Source organism: Microbacterium protaetiae, from assembly GCF_004135285.1.
Lineage (GTDB): Bacteria > Actinomycetota > Actinomycetes > Actinomycetales > Microbacteriaceae > Microbacterium > Microbacterium protaetiae.
Genome location: NZ_CP035494.1, coordinates 1,058,943 through 1,077,630, shown reverse-complemented (window position 1 = coordinate 1,077,630; position 18,688 = coordinate 1,058,943). Strand labels below are relative to the sequence as shown.

Here is an 18,688-nt window from a genome sequence, read left to right as displayed (position 1 = left end):
CCGCGGCATCCCCCATACGGGGCGTGCGCGAGCGTAGACGCCGCCGCCGCGCCAGAGGACAATCGCCGTATGGCGACGCTCGACGATGTGCGCGCGATCTGCGCCGAGTTTCCCGACGTGACCGAGACCACGACTCCGCACGGCGCGGCGGCCTGGCGTACGAAGGCCGGTCAGGTGGTTTGGGAGCGCGGACCGCGCAAGGCAGACCTCGCCGCGCTCGCGGCCCTCGGGCGCACCTGGCCGGAGGGTGTGGTGGTCGGCATTCGCACCGACGGCCTCGACGGGAAAGCCGCGCTGCTCCAGACCTTTCCCGGCACCTTCTTCGACACCCCGCATTTCGACGGATGGCCGACGGTGCTCACCGAGCTGGATGGCATCGACCTCGACCTACTGCGCGAGACGATCACCGACGCGTGGCTGCTGTACACCACCGCGAGCACGCGCGATGAGTGGTTGCGGGCGCATGGCCTCGGCTGAGTGAGGGGGATGTCGCACAAGGGGCGGGTCGGGCGCCCGCGGACCCGCACGTTCTGTGACACGGCCACTGGGGATGCCATGCAAGGGGTGGGTCGGGCGCCCGCGAACCCGCACGTTCTGTGACACGCGTGAGGGGGATGTCACACAAGGGGTGGGCCGCAGGGCGATGAACCCGCACGTTCTGTGACACGGCCCACTGGGGATGTCACACTAAGGCCGGGTCGGGCGCCCGCGAACCCGCACGTTCTGTGACACGCCCCGGCAACGGGGAGGCGCAAGAGGCTGCACAACCCGCCGACCGGCAGGTCACCCGGCCGAGGGGATGCCGGGAGCCACGGCCGCCTCGAAAAAGGCGTCGTAGTCTTCGCGCGACACCGCCGCATACCCGTACGCCCACTCCAGCAGCGGCTCGGCGATCGCGCGTCCGCCGCCGACGTACCCCGACACGACCGCGACGGCCGGCGACTGCGAATGCGCCCGTGCCAGAACCGCCGCGCACGCCTGTGCGTACCGTGCGAACGGCACATCATCGAGCGTCTCGATGTCGATGCCGCCCTTCATGTCGTGGAATTGGCGCACGTACAGTTCGATGCCGGCTTCTGACCGCAGGTGCCCCAGGAAGGGGTCGGATGCCGCCTGCAGAATCCGTTGCAGGGCGACGACGCGTCCGCCCTGGCCGTGCTGCTCGATGTATTCGTCGAGCTCCGGCGGTTGCACGAGGCCACCGTGCTCGACGAGCACACTGCGCCCGGCCTGCTTGGCCTGCAGCAGCAGAGTGTTGCCGTCTCCGTCTTCGAAGACGATCAGGTAGCAGCGGGTGCCCACACTTCCCACGCCCACCACCCGGCGGGCGACATCGGCGACGGTGAAGTTCTGCAGCAGCATCCGAATGTCGACGCCTGCCGAGTGCACATACCGTTCCATCTCGGCACGGATGCCGCGCACCACCTCGGCCGGTGCGTGCGTCATCGCCGGCGGGTTCTCAACGAACACCCGGCGCCCGGCCGCGTCGATCTCGGTCGTGCGACGGGCGGCGCGTTCCCCGGTGCGCTTGCGCGCGTCTCGAATGGCCGCACGCAATGCCCGGCGCGACGCGCCATCGAGCGTGTCGTCGGCGGCCGTGGCCGCAAAGTGCGTGTAATACCGCTGCGTCGGCGACCGCCGCAGGCTCGCACGCAGCGCTCGCGCATAGGTGCGCACTGCGCCGCGCGCGGCATCCTGAACCACCGCATCGTCGCGTGAGGACACCTGCCCGGCGATGACGATGCTGGTCACCAGGCGCTTCAGATCCCATTCCCACGGCGCCCACGCCGCCTCGTCGAAGTCGTTCAGATCGAACAGCAACTCGCGGGCAGGCGAGGCGTAGAACCCGAAATTCGACACGTGCGCATCGCCGCATGATGCCACGCGGATGCCGCTGGACGGGCCGTTCGCGAGGTCGGCGGCCATGAGTGCGGCCGTGCCGCGGTAGAACGTGAACGGGCTCGCGCTCATCCGTTCGGTGCGCAGCGGCACAAGCTCGGGCACGCGGTCCTCGTTCTGCCGCGCGATGATCCCGAGCGGGTCGCGCCGCCGGTCGCCCAGGCGTGCGAGCTCGCGGCGCGGTACCCGCTGTCGCACGGCGCGCCCTGCCGCGACGCGCTCAGCCAGAGTGGGGAGGGGCTGCCACGTCGGCGCCGACGGATCGCTCATGCGCTCATCATGGCACCGGCGGCATCGCGCCGTTACGCTGGCCGGATGAGACGACGCGTCGATCCGGCACCCCCGCCCCCGGCACCTGCGGCGCCGAGCTTGTTGTCGCCGTCGCTGCGCATTCTGCTCACGATCGCCGCTGCCGTCATCGCGCTGGCGGGGCTCTGGTTCGCCCGTGAGGTCGTCGGGCCGCTCGCTCTGGCCGTCGTCATCGTGATCATCTGCCATCCGCTGCGCCACCCGCTCGAACGCCATGGCTGGCCGCGCTGGGCGGCGACGGCGGCAGTGATCCTGCTCGCCTACATCGTGCTGATCTTCTTGGCCCTGCTGTTGGTTTTCGCCGGGGTGCAGTTCGTGCACCTGGTGGCCGACTACGCGGGCGATCTCGAGGCGACCGCGCGCGCCATCGTCGCGTGGCTGTCAGAGCTGGGCCTGGACACCCAGGTCTCGGGCGCCATGGCGTCGATCTTCGACGCCGGCACCATCGTCTCGTCGATCACGAGCCTGGGTGGCACCGTGATCGGGGTGCTCACGGCCCTGTTCTTCGTGCTCGCGTACGTGATCTTCATGGCCGTCGACGGGGCGCGGTACGCGCGTGCCGAAGAAGCCTTCGGCCGCGGCATCCGCCCGACCGTGGATCGGTTCCGCCGCTTCAACACCGGCGTGCGCCGCTACTACGTGGTCAACGCGTCGTTCGGCGCGATCGTGGCGATCCTTGATGGACTGGCGCTGTGGTGGCTGGGGATCCCCGCGCCGATAGTGTGGGCGATCCTCGCGTTCGTGACGAATTTCATCCCCAACATCGGCTTCATCATCGGTCTGATCCCGCCGGCGCTGCTGGCGCTGGTCGTGGGCGGCTGGCCGCTGATGCTCGGCGTGATCGCCATCTACATCGTCGTCAACGTCGTGCTGCAGGTGCTCGTGCAGCCGAAGTTCGTCTCTGATGCGGTGAGTCTGAGCCTGACGCTGAGCTTCTTCTCGGTGATCTTCTGGACGTTCATCATCGGCCCGCTCGGGGCCATTCTGTCGATCCCGCTCACCTTGCTCGTGCGTGCGCTGGTGCTGGACGGTGACCCCGACGCGCGGTGGATGAGGTGGTTGAGTGGGGATGCCGCGTCCGCGGCCGACGACAAGGGCGAGATCGTGCCGGTCAGCTCGGATCCAGGCGCAGCACCGCGGCTTCGCCGACGGTGAGGTCGTCGACCAGCCGCAGGGTGCGGGCGAGGTCGTCGAGCGCGCCGGTGAGCGTGCCGAACCGCTCGCGGTCGCTTCCCACCGCGGTCAGTGTGACGAAGTGGGTTCCGGCATCCCACGTGTACGTGGCGAACGGTGGTGTAGACGGCGTCGGCGGCAACGGCATGAGCAGTCGCTCGCCGTTGCCCAGGTGCGGGTTGCGAAACGTCTCGGTGTCGTCATACTCCATCGGCATCATGGCCCGGGTGGCGCGTACCTGAGGGGTGGCCTCTTGCAGCTGCGCCATCGCGACCAGCAGCTCGGGGTCGTCTTTCCACACCCACACCAGCACGCGCCCCTCGGCCTTGCGCATCAAGAACGGCGTCGCCTGACTGAGCATCCACGCGAACGCCCCGCCGCCGGGGCGCGCCTGTGCGCCCATCGCGCCGTTCGCCTGCTGCAGCAGCATCCGGATCGCCGCCTTGCGGTGCCGCCGCCCGCGCAGCCCGAGCGAACCGGTCACCGGAACCCAGAGAGCAGAGGATGCGTCGGCCTGAAGTCGCGCCATGCGATCAGCGTAGGCGCGCGACCTGGGTATCGCCCCGAACCTCCCAGAGAAGGTCGGCGTGCGGCGTTAGAGTGGATGCCGGTGCGCGACCACCGTCGCACATCGAGCAGAGAGAGGCACCCACTCCACCGTGACTCCCGCCGCACCCGCGCGTCCGCTGACGGTCCTGATCGGCGCCGACACCTTCACCCCGCACGTCAACGGGGCAGCACGCTTTGCCGAGCGGCTCGCCGCCGGGCTGGTCGAACGGGGCCACAACGTGCACGTCTCGGCGCCCAGCGCCGGCCACCGTAACCACGGCACCTTCGTCGAACAGATCGAAGGCCAGCCCGTCACCGTCCACCGGCTGCCGTCGTGGCGCTGGCCCCCGCACGACTGGCTCACATTCGTGCTGCCGTGGCTGAGCAAGCACTATGCGCGTCGCGTGCTCGACGAGGTGAAACCCGACGTCGTGCACATTCAGTCGCACATCGTCGTCGGGCGCGGGCTCGCGCGCGAAGCGCGCAAGCGCGGCATCCCGATCATCGCCACCAACCACGTGATGGCCGAGAACATCATCGACTTCACGACGCTGCCGCCCTTCCTCGACAAGGTGCTGCTCAAGCTCGCGTGGGACGACGCCGAACGCACGCTGAAAATGGCCCGCGCGGTGACCACTCCCACGCGCAAGGCTGCCGACTTTCTCGAGGCGACGATCGATCTCACCGGCGTCATTCCCATCAGCTGTGGCATCGACAAGGCGAACTACACGCCCGATCTCACCCCGCGCACGCATCGCCGAGTACTGTTCGTGGGGCGGCTGACCACAGAGAAGCACGTGGATGTCACGCTCGAGGCGATCGCGAAACTCGCCGGTGAGCTCGACGTCGTCTTCGACGTCGTCGGCGGGGGCGACCAGCGTCGCCATCTCGAGCAGCTCACCCAGAAGCTCGGAATCGGCGATCGCGTGAGGTTCCACGGCAAGGTGCCCGAAGACGAACTGCGTGCGGCCTATACGCGTGCCGACGTGTTCGTGATCTCGTCGATCGCCGAACTGCAGTCCATCGTGACGATGGAGGCGATGGCGTCGGGCTTGCCGATCATCGGCGCAGACGCCGTGGCACTGCCCCACCTCATCCACGACGGCGAGAACGGATACCTGTTTCCTCCGGGCGATGTCGACGCGCTCGCCGACCGGTTGCGCACGGTGCTGACGGCTTCTGACGAGGAGTACCTGCGCATGCAGCAGGCATCGCTCGACGGCGTCGAGATCCACGACATCCGCCGAACACTCGAGACGTTCGAGAAGCTGTACCGGGGCGAACCGCTCTGATGCGTCTGTTCTTCGACGCGCGCTACATCCGCACCGATTTTCACGACGGCATCAGTCGATACTCCGCCGATCTCGCGGCGGCGGTGTTCGCTCAGGCGCCCGCGCGTGGGGTCGAGGTCGTGTTCCTCATTTGGGACGACGCACAGCGGATGCTGCTGCCCGACGGTGCGCGGGTTCTCAAGATCCACGCGCCCACCGCGCTGCGCGAGCCGCTGACCGCGCTGATTCTGAACCGGTATCGGCCCGACGTCGTCTTCTCGCCGATGCAGACGATGGGTACCGTGGGACGTCGATTCCGGCTCATTCTCACGCTGCACGACACCATCTACTACCGGCACCGCACCCCGCCGCGTGACCTGCCCGGCTTCGTGCGACTCGGGTGGCGGCTTTTCCACCTGTCGTATGTGCCACAGCGGCTCACGCTGAACGCCGCCGATGTCGTGGCCACCGTCAGCGCAACCAGCAAGCGCCAGTTCGCGCAGGTGCGATTGACCAAACGACCGGTCGTGGTGATCCCCGATGCTCCACAGCAACTGGCCGAACTGCTGCCGGCGGGTGTCGAGGTCGTCGGTGGCGCGCAGAACCTCGTCTACATGGGCTCGTTCATGCCGTACAAGAACGTCGAGGCGCTCATCCGCGGCATGGCCCGGTTGCCCGGACGCACCCTGCACCTGCTCAGCCGCATCGCACCGGCCCGGCGCCGCGAGCTTGAGGCCTTCGTCCCCGACGGGGCATCGGTGGTGTTCCACGGCGGGGTCACCGACGCCGAGTACGCCCGGCTGCTGGCCGATGGCGCGGTGCTGGTGACCACCAGCCGTGACGAGGGATACGGCCTGCCCATCGCTGAGGCGCTGGCCATGGGAGTTCCCGCCGTTGTCAGCGACCTGGAGATCTTCCATGAGGTCGCCGGGCCCGGCGCCGTGTATGTGGATGCCGACGACCCCGCTGATTTCGCCGCCGCGGTGGCCGGTCTCGATGACGATGCGACGCGTGAGGCGCTGGTGGCAGCAGGGAGTGCGCACATCGCGCAGTTCAGCTGGCCGCGCTCGGGCGCGGCGCTTCTCGATGTCGTCGTCGAGCTGGGCGGCGCCGCTTCTCAGTAGCTCGCGGCCGTCAGAACGGAGCGGGGTCGCAGTTGTGCGGCGATCTCGGCGTAGATCTCCCGCATCCCCAGCTGGGTCGAATGCGTCAGCGCACCGCGCCCGTCGCGGTCTGCGCGCTCTTCTTCGCGCCGTGCCACCAGGTCTGCCACGCGTGCGAAGAACACCATCTCGGCCGCGAATGCCCGTCCCGCCGAACTCTGCGCCTCAGAGAGGTTCTACACGAGCTCATCCAGCTCTGATACCACGGCAGAGGCATCCGCAGCCGTCGACTCCGACATCTACGCCACCTCCTCGTCGCCTTGATCAAGCTACCTCTATAGTATCGAAAAGAAATACGAATTACAAGCATTCTCTGCCGTGCAGTGACGCGGATAGAGGGAGCGCCATGATATGCGCCATCGACACCAGAAGTGACATGACCATCGAAAACGCGTCTCATCAGCATTGCCGAGAGTCGGCGGTCTTGCCGCGGCATCCCGTCCTTGCTAAACTTGAGCCACAACGACTCAAGTTTGCAAGAGCGCTTGAGTCCCGCAGCTTTCAAGGAGACAGATGAACGCACAACCGCAGCCCGGACAGGAGGAGCAGCAAAGCCCCCTCGAGCAGTTCGGCATCAACCTCACCGATCGTGCTCGGCAGGGCAAGCTCGACCCGGTCATCGGGCGTGACAGCGAGATCCGCCGCGTCAGCCAAGTGCTGACCCGGCGTACCAAGAACAACCCCGTGCTCATCGGCGAGCCTGGCGTCGGAAAGACCGCCGTGGTCGAGGGCCTGGCCCAGCGCATCGTCGCGGGCGACGTCGCCGAGTCGCTCAAAGACAAAGAGCTCATCGCCCTCGACATCTCGGCGCTCGTGGCCGGCGCCATGTACCGCGGACAGTTCGAGGAGCGCCTGAAGAGCGTGCTCAAGGAGATCACCGAATCCGAGGGGCGCGTGATCACCTTCATCGACGAACTCCACGTGCTGATGGGCGCCGGCGGCGGCGAAGGGTCGGTCGCGGCATCCAACATGCTCAAGCCCATGCTGGCCCGCGGCGAACTGCGCCTGATCGGCGCGACGACGCTCGACGAGTACCGCGAGTTCGTCGAGAAGGATGCCGCGCTGGAGCGCCGCTTTCAGCAGGTTTACGTCGGCGAGCCCAGCGTGGAGGACACGATAGCGATCCTGCGCGGGCTGAAGGGCCGTTACGAGGCGCACCACGGGGTCACCATCAGCGACAGCGCGCTGGTGGCCGCCGCAGCCATGTCGAACCGGTACATCCCCAGCCGCCAGCTGCCCGACAAGGCCATCGACCTGATCGACGAGGCGATGAGCCGGCTGAAGATGGAGATCGACTCGAGCCCGGTCGAGATCGACCAGCTCAAGAGAGCTGTCGACCGGATGCGGCTGGAAGAGCTCGCGCTGAAGAAGGAGAAGGACGACGCCTCGAAGGAGCGCCTGGCCAAGTTGCGTGAGCAGATGGCCGAGTCTGAAAAAGAGCTCAGCGGGCTCGAGGCCCGCTGGGAGCGCGAGCGTGCGGGCCTGAACCGCGTCGGCGAGTTGAAGAAGCAGCTCGACCAGGCGACGACCGACCGTGACCGCGCGCTGCGCGAGGCCGACTACGCCAAGGCGTCGCGGCTCGAGTACGAGACCATCAAGAAGCTGCAGCAGCAGCTGGCCGAGGCAGAGCAGGCCGAAGCGCAGCCCGCCGAGCCGCGCATGGTCAACGAACAGGTGACCGACGACGACATCGCCGCCGTCATCGCATCATGGACCGGCATCCCGGTGGGGCGGCTGCTGCAGGGCGAGACCGAGAAGCTGCTGCACCTCGAGTCCGAACTCGGCAAGCGCCTGATCGGGCAGAAGGAGGCTGTCAAGGCCGTCTCCGACGCCGTCCGCCGTTCGCGGGCGGGCATCAGCGACCCGAACCGGCCGACCGGTTCGTTCCTGTTCTTGGGCCCGACCGGTGTCGGCAAGACCGAGCTGGCCAAGGCTCTGGCCGAGTTCCTGTTCGACGACGAGCACGCCATGGTGCGCATCGACATGTCGGAGTATGGCGAGAAGCACTCCGTCTCGCGCCTGGTCGGTGCCCCTCCCGGATACATCGGATACGAACAGGGCGGCCAGCTGACCGAGGCCGTGCGGCGGCGTCCCTACTCGGTCGTGCTGCTCGACGAGGTCGAAAAGGCCCACCCCGAGGTGTTCGACGTGCTGCTGCAGGTGCTCGACGACGGGCGGCTGACCGACGGCCAGGGGCGCACGGTCGACTTCAAGAACGTCATTCTGATCCTCACCAGCAACATCGGCTCGCCGATCCTGATCGACCCGATGCTGACGACCGCGCAGAAGCGTGAGCAGGTCATGGGGCTCGTGCGCTCGTCGTTCCGGCCCGAGTTCCTCAACCGGCTCGACGACATCGTGATGTTCCAGGCGCTCACCGAAGACGACCTCGCCCAGATCGTCGAACTGTCGGTCGACCAGCTGCAGCAGCGGCTGCACGAGCGCCGACTCACCCTCGCGGTGACGCCCGACGCCCGCGCGTGGCTGGCCCGCCGTGGCTACGACCCGGTGTTCGGGGCACGGCCGTTGCGCCGACTCATCCAGAGCGAGATCCAAGACCGCCTCGCGATGGCGATCCTGGGTGGGACGGTGCACGACGGCGACGTGGTGCGGGTGGATGTCGCCGCCGACGACTCGTCGCTGGTGCTCACCAGCGACGGCCCGGCCACAGGCCCCGACGACGATGTGATCGAGGCAGAGCTCGTCGACTGACGCGCGCTGCTCAAGGAAGGTGGCGTGGTGCGTCTCGCATTTCATGAAGAATTCTGAGGACGTCGACAACGGTCCCATTCACGCGGTAGAACACAATGTGACGGGGGTCGGCTACGCCGCTCGTGGCAGCGCTTGCTTTGAGATGGCGGACGCGCACGTCCGCACCAAGGTCGCTACGCGCAGAGGAGCCGGTGTCGAAAGGATCGGCCCGAATGTCTGTGAGCGCCTGCTCTATCAGATCGGCGTACCTCTGCATCGCCGTACCGCCGAAGCGAAATGCGCTGTACTGAAGTGCCTCCCGCACATCTGCCCGGGCGGTCGCAGATACGCGAAGCCGGTACAGCGTCACTTATGCGACTGACTTCGCCGTGACGCCCCGTGCTGCCTCTTGCATCCACGCACGGACATCTTCGAGGTCCTCGCATCGGCCGGCTTCGATGTCGTCGATGCCCATCTGCACGGCAGCACGAAGCGCGCCGACCTGATCTGGATCGGTGCCGAACTCGCCGTGCGCGTTCTTCGCCATGCCTCGATTGTAGACGCGGGTACCGACATGGATAGACGGGATTCCCGACAGCTCCATGGATCCGTCGTGATGTCGCCGCCTTCTGCCACGATCGAAGCATGCGCCGTCACCTGCACTGGGTTCTCCTGCTTCTCGCCGCTCCGGTCGCGTACGTCGTGTTCATGTGGTTCGCGTCGGTAATGCTGCACCGCTCGATGCAGACGCACGATATCGGCTGGGGACTGGGCGAGTTCGCCGCAATTCTCGCTGCGGTTTTCGTGCCTGTGATCCTCCTCATCCGATCGATCGTGCACATGGTTCGCACCTACCGACGGGCACAGCGCGCCAAGGGCCGTTACACGAAGACGGAGCAGCGGATGCTCGAGCGCGGAGCGCACGCGGCGAATGCCTGGGAACATGCGCGCCTCGTTCGCGCTGAGCTGCTCGCACACAGAGTGCCCGGCACGATCCGGCAGTGGGATGTCGTGCCTTATCCCGACGAGGTGTTCTTCGCGCGGTTGATGCTCACCTACGCGAGATATTACGGGACGGATGTCGCATACCGGCAGACCTCGACGTTCGCGTTCGGGCGGCCCGCGTTCGTCGTCGGCGCACTCGCCGTCGGCGCCATCGCGAATGCCAGCGCGCGCTCACGCGCCACTGCGCAGGCCTCGCCGCAGTGGCGGGACTGGCAGCCGACGGCGGTGTACGTCTCCAACCGCCGGATCGTCGTCGATGTCGGTGGGCAATGGCTGTCGTTCGACTACTCGACGATCGTCGCGATGTACCCCGAGGCCGGCTCGTGGACACTCATCTGCCAGTTCCCAACAGCGGTGCCGCTGCTGCTCTCGGGTGATGAGGCGCCCATCGCGGCCGTGTTCGCCGTGATGCAGACGTACGGCGCAGAGGCGTTGCGTGATCACCCCGGCCTGCAGGCTCTCAACACGCCGGCAACCCAGCCCTCGCTTCCGCCCGTCGGCAAGGCTCGCTGACGGCCCACAGTTGTGTACCGGATGACGCGCTTACGTCTTATTCCGCGGCCACACGGCACCGGCCGCGGGTCAGACCTGCGAGGTCGCCCACTCCGTGGGGCCGGTCGAGCCGGCCGGGTAGTCCTCGAGGGGAACCTGGCCGCGACCCCAGGCATCGAGCACCGGCTGGATGATGCGCCAGCACTCCTCGGCGGCATCGGCCCGCACCGACAGTGCGACATCGCCGTCGAGCAGCTGCGAGAGCACCTCGGTGTAGGCCAACAGGGTGCTCTTGCCGATTCCGGTCGAGAGCGATTCGCGGCGCAGTGCGAACGGGTCGTCGCCACCGTTGACGTTCAGCTCGATCTCGATGCGGTCGGGGCTGAGCCCGATGCGCAGCAGGCCGCCGTCCGAGGGAGCACCGGTCAGCCCGTCGGGAATGTGCCGCACCGGCTTGAACGTCACGACGATCTCGGCGTTCTTCTCGCCCATCGCCTTGCCGCTGCGCAGCGTGAACGGCACGCCCGCCCACCGCGAAGTGCGCACCTCGCACACGATCTCGGCGAGAGTCTCGGTCTCGCGCGAGGGATCAACGCCCTCTTCTTCGACATACGACGGAAGCGTGCGCTCGCCGATCGTCCCGGCGGTGTAGCGCGCTCGGCGCGAGTTGCGCACGGGATTGTCGTCCCAGATGTGCGTGGCGCGCAGCGCGGCGCTCTTCGCATCGCGCAGGTCGATCTCGTCGAGGTCGACCGGCTCTTCCATCGCGAGCACGGCCAGCACCTGCAGCAGATGGCTCTGGATCATGTCGACCATCGCCCCGGCCTTGTCGTAGTACCGGGCGCGCCCCTCCAGGGCCAGCGATTCGTCGTAGCGCACGAGCACCGACTGCACATGGTCGGCCGACCAGACCGGCTCGATGAGCCGGTTCGCGAACCGCACGCCGAGGATGTTCAGCAGCGTCGGTCGGCCGAGGAAGTGGTCGACACGAAAGATCCGGTCTTCGGGTACGAGCGAGGTCAGCGTCTCGTTCAGCTCGCGGGCGCCGGCTTCGTCGCCGCCGAACGGCTTCTCCAGTGCGAACAGCGTGTCGTCGGGCAGCGTCACCTTCTGCAGTGCGTCGCAGGCGGCCACCGTGACCGCGGGGGGCACCGCGAAGTACATGACCAGCGATCCCTCGACGCCGTCGAGGAGCTTCTTCAGGTCGGAGACCTTCGTGATGTCGGCCTGGGTGTACGTGGTGTCACCGACGCGGTCGACCATGTCGGCGGCATCCGCCGACGCGAAGGCGTCGTGCACGGCGTCCTTCCAGCGGCGGGCGGTCCAGGCATCCGTCCCCGCTCCGCGCAGCGCCACCTGGCGATCGGGTTCTCGCTTGAGCAACTGGCCGAGAGCGGGCAGGAGCAGGCGCGAGGTCAGATCGCCGGATGCTCCGAAGATGAGGAAGGTCGTGGTCTTCGGCATGGGTTTCACGATAATCCGCCTGGGCCACACCGCAATGGGGCACCGCGGTGCCAGACTCGACACGATGTCCGTTCCCATCGAAGACTATGCACTTCTGAGCAACTGCCGCACCGCCGCCCTGGTCTCGCGCGACGGGAGCATCGATTGGCTGTGCGTTCCACGTCTGGATTCCGGGTCGATCTTCGGCGCCTTGCTGGGGGATGAAGAACAGGGATGCTGGAGCCTGCGCCCCGTCGACGCGAAAGCCACCGCCACCCGGGCCTATGACGACGACACCTTCATTCTCGTCACCCGATGGGAGACCTCGTCGGGGGTGGCTGAGGTGCGCGACGTCATGCCGATCGGCAAGCACGGCAGCATCGCCGAAGACCGCGTCGACATCGTGCGGCGCGTCGTGGGGGTCAAGGGCCTGGTGGAGTTCGACCACGAACTGCGGATGCGGTTCGATTACGCCCGCGCGATGCCCTGGGTGCGCCAGACCGGCACGGCCGAGAGCCCCGAGCTCGTGGCCATGGCCGGTCCCGATGCGGTGGTGCTGCGTGGCGCGCGCGCGACCGCCGCCGGCCACGCGCACCGCGGCAAGATCGCCGTCGCCGCCGGTCAGAGCGTCGATCTCACGCTGACCTGGTTTCCCTCGCACCATGAGCCGCCGGAGCGGATCGATGTCGACGAGGTCGTCGATCGCACTCGACGCTGGTGGCAGGACTGGGCCGACAAGATCGTGCACGACGGGCCGCACCGCGACACCGTCGTGCGCTCGCTGCTGATTCTGCGCGCTCTGACAAATCATGTGACCGGCGGCATCGCGGCGGCCGTGACCACCTCACTGCCCGAGGACTTCGGAGGCGTGCGCAACTGGGACTACCGGTACGTGTGGCTGCGCGATGCTGCACTGACGCTGGAGGCGCTGCTCGACCACGGCTTCGTGAAGGTCGCCGCACAGTGGCGGGAGTGGCTGCTGCGCGCGGTGGCCGGCGACCCCGCCGACCTGCAGATCATGTACGGCCTGGCCGGCGAGCGCGACCTCGTCGAGCGTGAGTTGGCAAGTCTTCCGGGCTACGCCGGATCGAAACCCGTGCGCATCGGCAACGGTGCTGCCCTGCAGTATCAAGCCGATGTGATCGGCGAGGTGCTGGTGACGCTCTCGGCGGCGCGGGAAGCGGGCCTGGACGAGTCGGAGTTCTCGTGGCCGCTCGAGAAGGGACTGGTCGCGCAGGCAGCCGAACAGCTTGACCGGCCCGACAACGGGCTGTGGGAGATCCGCGGGGAGCCGCACATGTTCACGCATTCGCGCGTGATGGTGTGGGCGACGTTCGACCGGGCCGTGCGTGCGGTCGAGGACCACGATCTCGAGGGGCCGGTCGAGAAATGGCGGGAACTGCGTGACCGCGTCAAAGCCGAGATCGACGAGCACGGCGTGGCCGATGGTCACTTCACGCAGTACTACGGAACGACCGAGGTGGATGCCTCACTGCTGCTGCTCCCGCAGGTCGGTTTCTGCGCGCCCGATGATGAGCGCATGCTCGCCACCGTCGCGCAGATCGAGAATGACCTGTTGCAGGACGGCCTGCTGCGTCGCTATCGCAACGCGAGCGGTGTCGACGGACTGGCGGGGGAGGAGTCGCCGTTCCTCGCGTGTTCGTTCTGGCTCGTCGAGCAATACGCCGCCACCGCGCGACTGCACGATGCGCGCGCGCTGATGGACCGGCTCTGCAACCTCGTCAACGATGTCGGCATGCTCTCGGAGGAGTACGACATCGCCGGAAAGCGGCAGGCCGGCAACACGCCCCAGGCGTTCTCGCACCTGGCGCTCGTGCGCGCAGCCGACGCCTTGGCCCGCGCACGCCACAAGCCGCGGTAGGTGAGCGGCTACGCCTTCAGCGCCTCGCCGAGCTTGACCCGCGCGCCCATGCGCAGCAGCGAGTTGCGGTAGATCTTCGATCCGACCAGCACCGCGGCCACGCACGTCGCGACCAGGATCACCAGCGAGAGCAGCGGCTCCCACCACTGCGCCGTGCCCAGGTAGAGGCACAGCGGCATCGCCACCGGCGCCGAGAACGGGATGTACGACATGACGCCCACCACGACCGGGTTGCCGTTGAAGATGATGACCAGGATGTATGGCGCGAGAATCAGCATGGTCAGCGGCATCGTCGTCGAGCCGATGTCTTCTTGCCGCGAGACCATGGCCGCCGCGCCCGCGAACAGAGCCGCCAGCAGTACGAACCCGAACAGGAAGAACACCGCGAACCACACCATCGGGCCGCCCAGGCCCGCCAGCACCGCGTTCTGACCGGTCACGCTCAGCCCGACGATGGCTATCGCCACCAGCACGACGATCTGCGCCATCGCCAGGATCGTGTTGCCGATCACCTTGCCGGCCATCAGGGCGCGCACCGGGATCGCCGAGATGAGGATCTCGACCACACGGGTCTGCTTCTCTTCCACGACCGACTGCGCGATCGTCGAACCGAACATCGACGCCGACATGAGGAACACGACCCCGAACCCGATCGCGACGAAGTAGCGCAACAGTGCGTCTTCGGGGCTCGCGTTCAGCAGCTGCACCGTCGGCGACACGCTCAGCTGAGCGACCAGCTCTTGTGGGATGGCATCGCGTGCCACGATCTTCACGTGCACCGGCGAGTCGGCATCGGGCACTATCGCGGCATCCGCCTTCTTACTCTTCACGAGGGCGACAGCGTCGTCGGCCGAATCGGCGGTCGTGACATCCAGGTTCGTCATCTCTGACACGACCGCGGCGGTCTGACTCGTCACCGCCACCGGGGTCTTCGACGGATTCGCCGCCGCGAACCCGCCCCAGATGACGCCGGCCAGGGCGATGGCGAGCATGAACAGCGTCGAGATGATGAACACCTTGCTGCGCAGCTTCGAGGCGATCTCGCGCTCGGCGACGAGCCAGACGCTCTGGGCGAGGGACGGTGTGGTCGGAGTGCTCACTGGATGACCTCCTTGAAGATCTGGGCGAGGGAGGGATGCCGCGGGGTGAAGCTCTGCACGTCGGAGGTCTCGACAGCCCGGCTCAGCACCCGCTGCGCGGTCTGCTCGCTGTCGACATCGAACACGGCCGAGCCGGCGGCGAAGTCGACGACCTGCACGCCCGGTTCGACGCGCAACCATCCGGCATCGCCGGTGGTGCGCAGCTCATAGCGGTTGCCGGCGTACCGGGCGCGCAGCTGGTCGCTCGACCCGGCCGCCCGGATCGTGCCGGCGGCGATGATGACGAGGTCGTCGCACAGGCGCTCGACGACATCGAGCTGGTGTGAACTGAACAGCACCGAGACCCCCTGGGCGGCGCGCTCCTGCAAGACGCCGGCGACCACGTCGACCGCGAGCGGGTCCAGACCCGAGAACGGCTCGTCGAGGATCAGCACTTCGGGATCGTGCACCAGCGCCGCCGCGATCTGTGCGCGCTGCTGGTTGCCCAGCGACAGCGTCTCGACCTTGTCGTCGAGGCGCTCGCCGAGTCCCAGCTGCTCGAGCAGCGCGGTCGCGTTGGCATCAGCCTCGGACTTCGCATACCCGTGCAGACGCGCGAGGTAGGCGATCTGCTCGGCGACCTTCATCTTCGGGTACAGGCCGCGTTCCTCCGGCATGTACCCGAACCGCCGCCGGTCGCCGTCGGTGATCGGCGCCCCGTCGAGAAGCACCTCGCCGCCATCGCCGTCGAGCACCCCCAGCGCGATGCGCATGGTCGTCGTCTTGCCGGCGCCATTGCCCCCGACGAACCCGGTCAGGCGGTTCGGGGCCACGTCGAAGCCCACATCGTCGAGCACCCGGCGTCCGCCATAGCTCTTGGTGATGCCGCGCAGCTGGAGCATCCGTCCTCCTTGTTCGGTGTGCTTCCACGCTAGGGGCGGGGCCGGCGCGGCCACCTCCCCCGCAGGGAGGATTTCTCACCCGGCCAGCCCATGCCGGTACGCCAGCACGACGGCCTGCACCCGGTCGCGGGCGCCCAGCTTGGCCAGCACATTGGACACATGCGTCTTGACGGTGGCTTCACCGATGTACAGGCGCTGCGCGATCTCGGCATTGCTGAAGGCATCGGCCATCAGCTGCAGCACCTCGGTCTCGCGCTCGGTGAGCGGGTCGCCGGGCGACCAGCGTGCCGGCTCGGGAGGGGATGCCGCGGCGCGCGGACGGGCCGGGGAGGCGACATCCCGCCCCCCGCCGCCGGCAAAGCGCGCTATCACCCGCCGCGTCACCTCGGGCGAGAGCAGCGCATCACCGGCGGCGGCCACGCGCACCGCGCGCACGAGCTCTTCGGGCCCCGCGTTCTTCAGCAGGAACCCTGCCGCTCCCGCCGCCAGGGCGTCGAACAGGTAGTCGTCGCGATCGAACGTCGTCACGATGAGCACGGCGGCGGCGATGTCGGGGTCGGCGACGATGCGCCGGGTGGCCTCCAGGCCGTCCATGTCGGGCATCTGCACATCCATGCACACGACGTCCGGGCGCAACTCCCGCGTGGCCGCCACTCCTTCGGCGCCCGTGGCCGCCTCGCCCACCACCGCGATGTCGTCGTTCGCTTCGAGAATCAGTCGGAACCCCGCCCGCATCATGGCGTGATCGTCGACGAGCAGCACGCGCAGCGGTTCAGGCACCGGCATCCCCCCGCCCGGTCGTCGTGGCCACGGCCGCGGGGGCGGGAACGGAGGCACGCACGAGAAAGCCGCCGTCGCCGAGCGGACGCGCCTCGACGGCTCCGCCGACGGCCGCTGCGCGTTCGCGCATGCCCACCAGGCCGAGTCCCCGCCCGACCCGGGCGACTCGCCGTCCGGTGTTGGTGACCTCAAGTTCGATCCCCCACTGCTCGTAGCGCAGGCGGACGTCGGCGGCGGCATCCTCTCCCGCATGCCGACGGGCATTCGTCAGCGCCTCCTGCGCGATGCGGTAGAGCGAGACCTGCACGGTGTCGGGCACGGGCCGCGGATCACCGACGAGAGTGAACAGTGTCGGCAGACCGGCATCCGTCGATTCGGCGACAAGGTCGGCGATCCCTGCCAGCCCGACCGTGCTGGGGGCCTCGCCGTCGGTGTCGGAACGCAGGGTCTCGAGCAGGTGGCGCAACTCGTCGAGAGCGCTGCGGGCGGATGTCTCGACCTGTGCAAGCGTGCGAGCTGCGGCATCCGGATCCTTGATCATGATGGCGCGGGCGGCGCCGGCCTGCACGCCCATCAGTGAGACGTGGTGGGCGACGACATCGTGCAGTTCGCGCGCGATGCGCACCCGCTCGAGCGCGACCGCCTGCGCGGCGGTGCGTTCGCGTTCGCGCTCGAGTTCGGCAGTGCGCTCTTCAAGTGCACGCCGCTGCAGCCGGCTCGCCCACGCCCGCTCACCGAAGAAGTAGGCCCCCGCGAAGTAGAGCACGTTGATGAGGATGTTCAGCAGGGCATAGGCCACGAACGGCGAGAACGCGCCGGCACGAGAGAAGTCGTCGTCGGCGGGATGCGTCGCCTCGACGAACGTCGTGGTGAGCAGCCAGATGAACATCCCCACGGTGATGCCGATGCGCACCCACGCAGCCCTGCGCCGATCCGGCGAGACGGCCCCGACGGTGTAGAACCCGATGAACATCGCGATGCTGCCCGCATACAGCTCGGGCACGTGCGCCGACATCGCGGCGAAATACGCGGTCGCCGTGACGACAGCCGTCACACTGGGCCAGCGGCGCCGCACGGCGATGGCGCCGGCGAGCACCACCGCGTAGACGACCGCCGCCCACATCGGCGCCTGGTCGTCGCCGTAGATGCCGGCGACGGCGCCGAGGCCCGCGCTGATGACGGTGCCCACGCCGATGGTTGCCGCCAGGGCATAGTCCTGTCGTTGCAGACGAAGGTCGACGTGCATGCCTCCACCGTAGGAGGGATGCCGCGCGCGCACCTCCCCCGCCGGACGGAGAAGGGAATGTTGCCCTACATGACCATTCATGGGAACGCATCACAGGAACGTGGACTTGACTGTTGGGGGCGCCGCCGACCCGGGGCGCCGACTCCCAGACATCGAAGGACGCTCTCCCCGTGACCCAGTACACGATCGGCTACATCGTCGGCAGCATCTCCTCCACCTCGTTGAACCGCAAGCTCGCCAAGGCGCTGGCCGCCCTCGCACCCGAGAATGTGGAGCTGCACGAGATCCCGATCAAGGATCTGCCGTTCTACTCGCCCGACCACGACGCGGACTACCCGCAGGTCGCCCGTGAGTTCAAGCAGGCCATCGCCGATGTCGACGGAGTCATCATCGTCACGCCCGAGTACAGCCGGTCGATCCCGGGCGTGCTCAAGAACGCGCTGGACTGGGCTGCTCGTCCGTACGGCCAGGCGTCGCTGGACGGCAAGCCCACCGCGGTGATCGGCACGTCGGGCGGCCCGATCTCGACCGCCGCGGCCCAGCAGCACCTCAAGGCGATCCTCAGCCACTACAACGCCCCCACGCTCGGCCAGCCCGAGGGTTACATCCAGGCCCTTCCGGGCCTGTTCGGCGACAACGGCGAGGTCACGAACGAGGGCACCGCGGCGTTCCTGCGCGCGTACCTCGACGCCTTCGTCGCGCTCGTCGGCCGCTACGTCGACGTGAAGGACGCCTCGGTCGCCGCCTGAGACACCCGCACGAAGGGCCGGGATGCCGCATCCCGGCCCTTCGGCCGTGTTCGGG

At 68.0% G+C, this 18,688-nt stretch carries 18 protein-coding genes; 8 read left to right on the top strand and 10 right to left on the bottom strand.

All coding sequences use genetic code 11. The annotated features are described in order from the left end of the window. Nucleotides 1-69: 69 nt before the first annotated feature. Nucleotides 70-477 carry a hypothetical protein gene (locus ET475_RS04910; protein ID WP_129386619.1) on the top strand — a complete coding sequence of 136 codons (408 nt, stop codon included), beginning with the start codon at nt 70-72 and terminating at the stop codon, nt 475-477. Between the two features lie 306 nt (nt 478-783). Here ET475_RS04910 and ET475_RS04905 read toward each other — a convergent pair whose 3' ends face one another. After that, nucleotides 784-2,169 carry a DUF2252 domain-containing protein gene (locus ET475_RS04905; protein WP_129386616.1) on the bottom strand — a complete coding sequence of 462 codons (1,386 nt, stop codon included), beginning with the start codon at nt 2,167-2,169 and terminating at the stop codon, nt 784-786. Between the two features lie 45 nt (nt 2,170-2,214). Here ET475_RS04905 and ET475_RS04900 point away from each other — a divergent pair, with 45 nt between their 5' ends. After that, nucleotides 2,215-3,363: an AI-2E family transporter gene (locus tag ET475_RS04900; RefSeq protein ID WP_129386613.1), complete on the top strand. Its 1,149-nt coding sequence runs from the start codon at nt 2,215-2,217 to the stop codon at nt 3,361-3,363. Here the strand turns inward: ET475_RS04900 and ET475_RS04895 are convergent. Next, a complete protein-coding gene (locus tag ET475_RS04895) occupies nt 3,320-3,910 on the bottom strand; it encodes a hypothetical protein (RefSeq protein ID WP_129386610.1) in 591 nt (196 codons plus the stop codon). The two genes, ET475_RS04900 and ET475_RS04895, sit on opposite strands and share 44 nt — an antisense overlap. Before the next feature lie 130 nt (nt 3,911-4,040). On the opposite strand from ET475_RS04895, the gene ET475_RS04890 reads away from it, so the two are divergent. Together ET475_RS04890 and ET475_RS04885 are read left to right on the top strand one after the other, a co-directional pair. Continuing rightward, nucleotides 4,041-5,222 (top strand): glycosyltransferase, encoded by a 1,182-nt coding sequence (locus tag ET475_RS04890; RefSeq protein ID WP_129386607.1) that lies wholly within the window; start codon nt 4,041-4,043, stop codon nt 5,220-5,222. Then, nucleotides 5,222-6,325 carry a glycosyltransferase gene (locus ET475_RS04885; protein WP_129386604.1) on the top strand — a complete coding sequence of 368 codons (1,104 nt, stop codon included), beginning with the start codon at nt 5,222-5,224 and terminating at the stop codon, nt 6,323-6,325. The genes ET475_RS04890 and ET475_RS04885 overlap by 1 nt, the downstream gene beginning before the upstream one ends. On the opposite strand, the gene ET475_RS17780 is transcribed toward ET475_RS04885, so the two are convergent. Then, the gene (locus ET475_RS17780; RefSeq protein WP_165310756.1) at nt 6,319-6,492 is read right to left on the bottom strand and encodes a hypothetical protein; all 174 of its coding nucleotides are present in this window, start codon (nt 6,490-6,492) and stop codon (nt 6,319-6,321) included. The two genes, ET475_RS04885 and ET475_RS17780, sit on opposite strands and share 7 nt — an antisense overlap. A 385-nt stretch (nt 6,493-6,877) precedes the next feature. Between ET475_RS17780 and ET475_RS04880 the strand changes: the two genes are divergently transcribed. Further along, the gene (locus ET475_RS04880) at nt 6,878-9,076 is read left to right on the top strand and encodes an ATP-dependent Clp protease ATP-binding subunit (protein ID WP_129386601.1); all 2,199 of its coding nucleotides are present in this window, start codon (nt 6,878-6,880) and stop codon (nt 9,074-9,076) included. 10 nt (nt 9,077-9,086) lie between these two features. On the opposite strand, the gene ET475_RS18390 is transcribed toward ET475_RS04880, so the two are convergent. Both ET475_RS18390 and ET475_RS17775 read right to left on the bottom strand, forming a co-directional pair. Continuing rightward, nucleotides 9,087-9,425 (bottom strand): type II toxin-antitoxin system RelE/ParE family toxin, encoded by a 339-nt coding sequence (locus ET475_RS18390; RefSeq protein WP_129386598.1) that lies wholly within the window; start codon nt 9,423-9,425, stop codon nt 9,087-9,089. Next, the gene (locus tag ET475_RS17775; RefSeq protein ID WP_165310754.1) at nt 9,426-9,602 is read right to left on the bottom strand and encodes a hypothetical protein; all 177 of its coding nucleotides are present in this window, start codon (nt 9,600-9,602) and stop codon (nt 9,426-9,428) included. It lies immediately after the preceding gene. 98 nt (nt 9,603-9,700) lie between these two features. On the opposite strand from ET475_RS17775, the gene ET475_RS04870 reads away from it, so the two are divergent. Further along, nucleotides 9,701-10,573 carry a hypothetical protein gene (locus ET475_RS04870; RefSeq protein ID WP_129386595.1) on the top strand — a complete coding sequence of 291 codons (873 nt, stop codon included), beginning with the start codon at nt 9,701-9,703 and terminating at the stop codon, nt 10,571-10,573. Between the two features lie 69 nt (nt 10,574-10,642). Here ET475_RS04870 and ET475_RS04865 read toward each other — a convergent pair whose 3' ends face one another. After that, on the bottom strand, nt 10,643-12,016 hold the full coding sequence (locus ET475_RS04865) for a glucose-6-phosphate dehydrogenase (RefSeq protein WP_129386592.1): 1,374 nt from the start codon (nt 12,014-12,016) through the stop codon (nt 10,643-10,645). A 64-nt stretch (nt 12,017-12,080) separates the two neighbouring features. Here ET475_RS04865 and ET475_RS04860 point away from each other — a divergent pair, with 64 nt between their 5' ends. Beyond that, nucleotides 12,081-13,877 carry a glycoside hydrolase family 15 protein gene (locus ET475_RS04860; RefSeq protein ID WP_129386589.1) on the top strand — a complete coding sequence of 599 codons (1,797 nt, stop codon included), beginning with the start codon at nt 12,081-12,083 and terminating at the stop codon, nt 13,875-13,877. A gap of 8 nt (nt 13,878-13,885) precedes the next feature. Here the strand turns inward: ET475_RS04860 and ET475_RS04855 are convergent, their stop codons facing one another. The 4 genes from ET475_RS04855 to ET475_RS04840 all read right to left on the bottom strand — a co-directional run bounded on the left by ET475_RS04855 (nt 13,886) and on the right by ET475_RS04840 (nt 17,884). Beyond that, a complete protein-coding gene (locus ET475_RS04855) occupies nt 13,886-14,977 on the bottom strand; it encodes an ABC transporter permease (protein ID WP_129386586.1) in 1,092 nt (363 codons plus the stop codon). Continuing rightward, nucleotides 14,974-15,858, bottom strand: a complete 885-nt coding sequence (locus tag ET475_RS04850) for an ABC transporter ATP-binding protein (protein WP_129386582.1) — start codon at nt 15,856-15,858, stop codon at nt 14,974-14,976. Before ET475_RS04850 ends, ET475_RS04855 begins: the two co-directional genes overlap by 4 nt. Nucleotides 15,859-15,933: 75 nt before the next feature. After that, nucleotides 15,934-16,644, bottom strand: a complete 711-nt coding sequence (locus ET475_RS04845) for a response regulator transcription factor (RefSeq protein WP_129386578.1) — start codon at nt 16,642-16,644, stop codon at nt 15,934-15,936. Beyond that, entirely contained in the window at nt 16,631-17,884 is a 1,254-nt protein-coding gene (locus ET475_RS04840; protein ID WP_129386575.1) for a sensor histidine kinase, read from the bottom strand. The genes ET475_RS04845 and ET475_RS04840 overlap by 14 nt, the downstream gene beginning before the upstream one ends. Nucleotides 17,885-18,054: 170 nt before the next feature. On the opposite strand from ET475_RS04840, the gene ET475_RS04835 reads away from it, so the two are divergent. Next, a complete protein-coding gene (locus ET475_RS04835) occupies nt 18,055-18,633 on the top strand; it encodes an NADPH-dependent FMN reductase (protein WP_129386572.1) in 579 nt (192 codons plus the stop codon). The last annotated feature ends 55 nt before the right edge of the window (nt 18,634-18,688 follow it).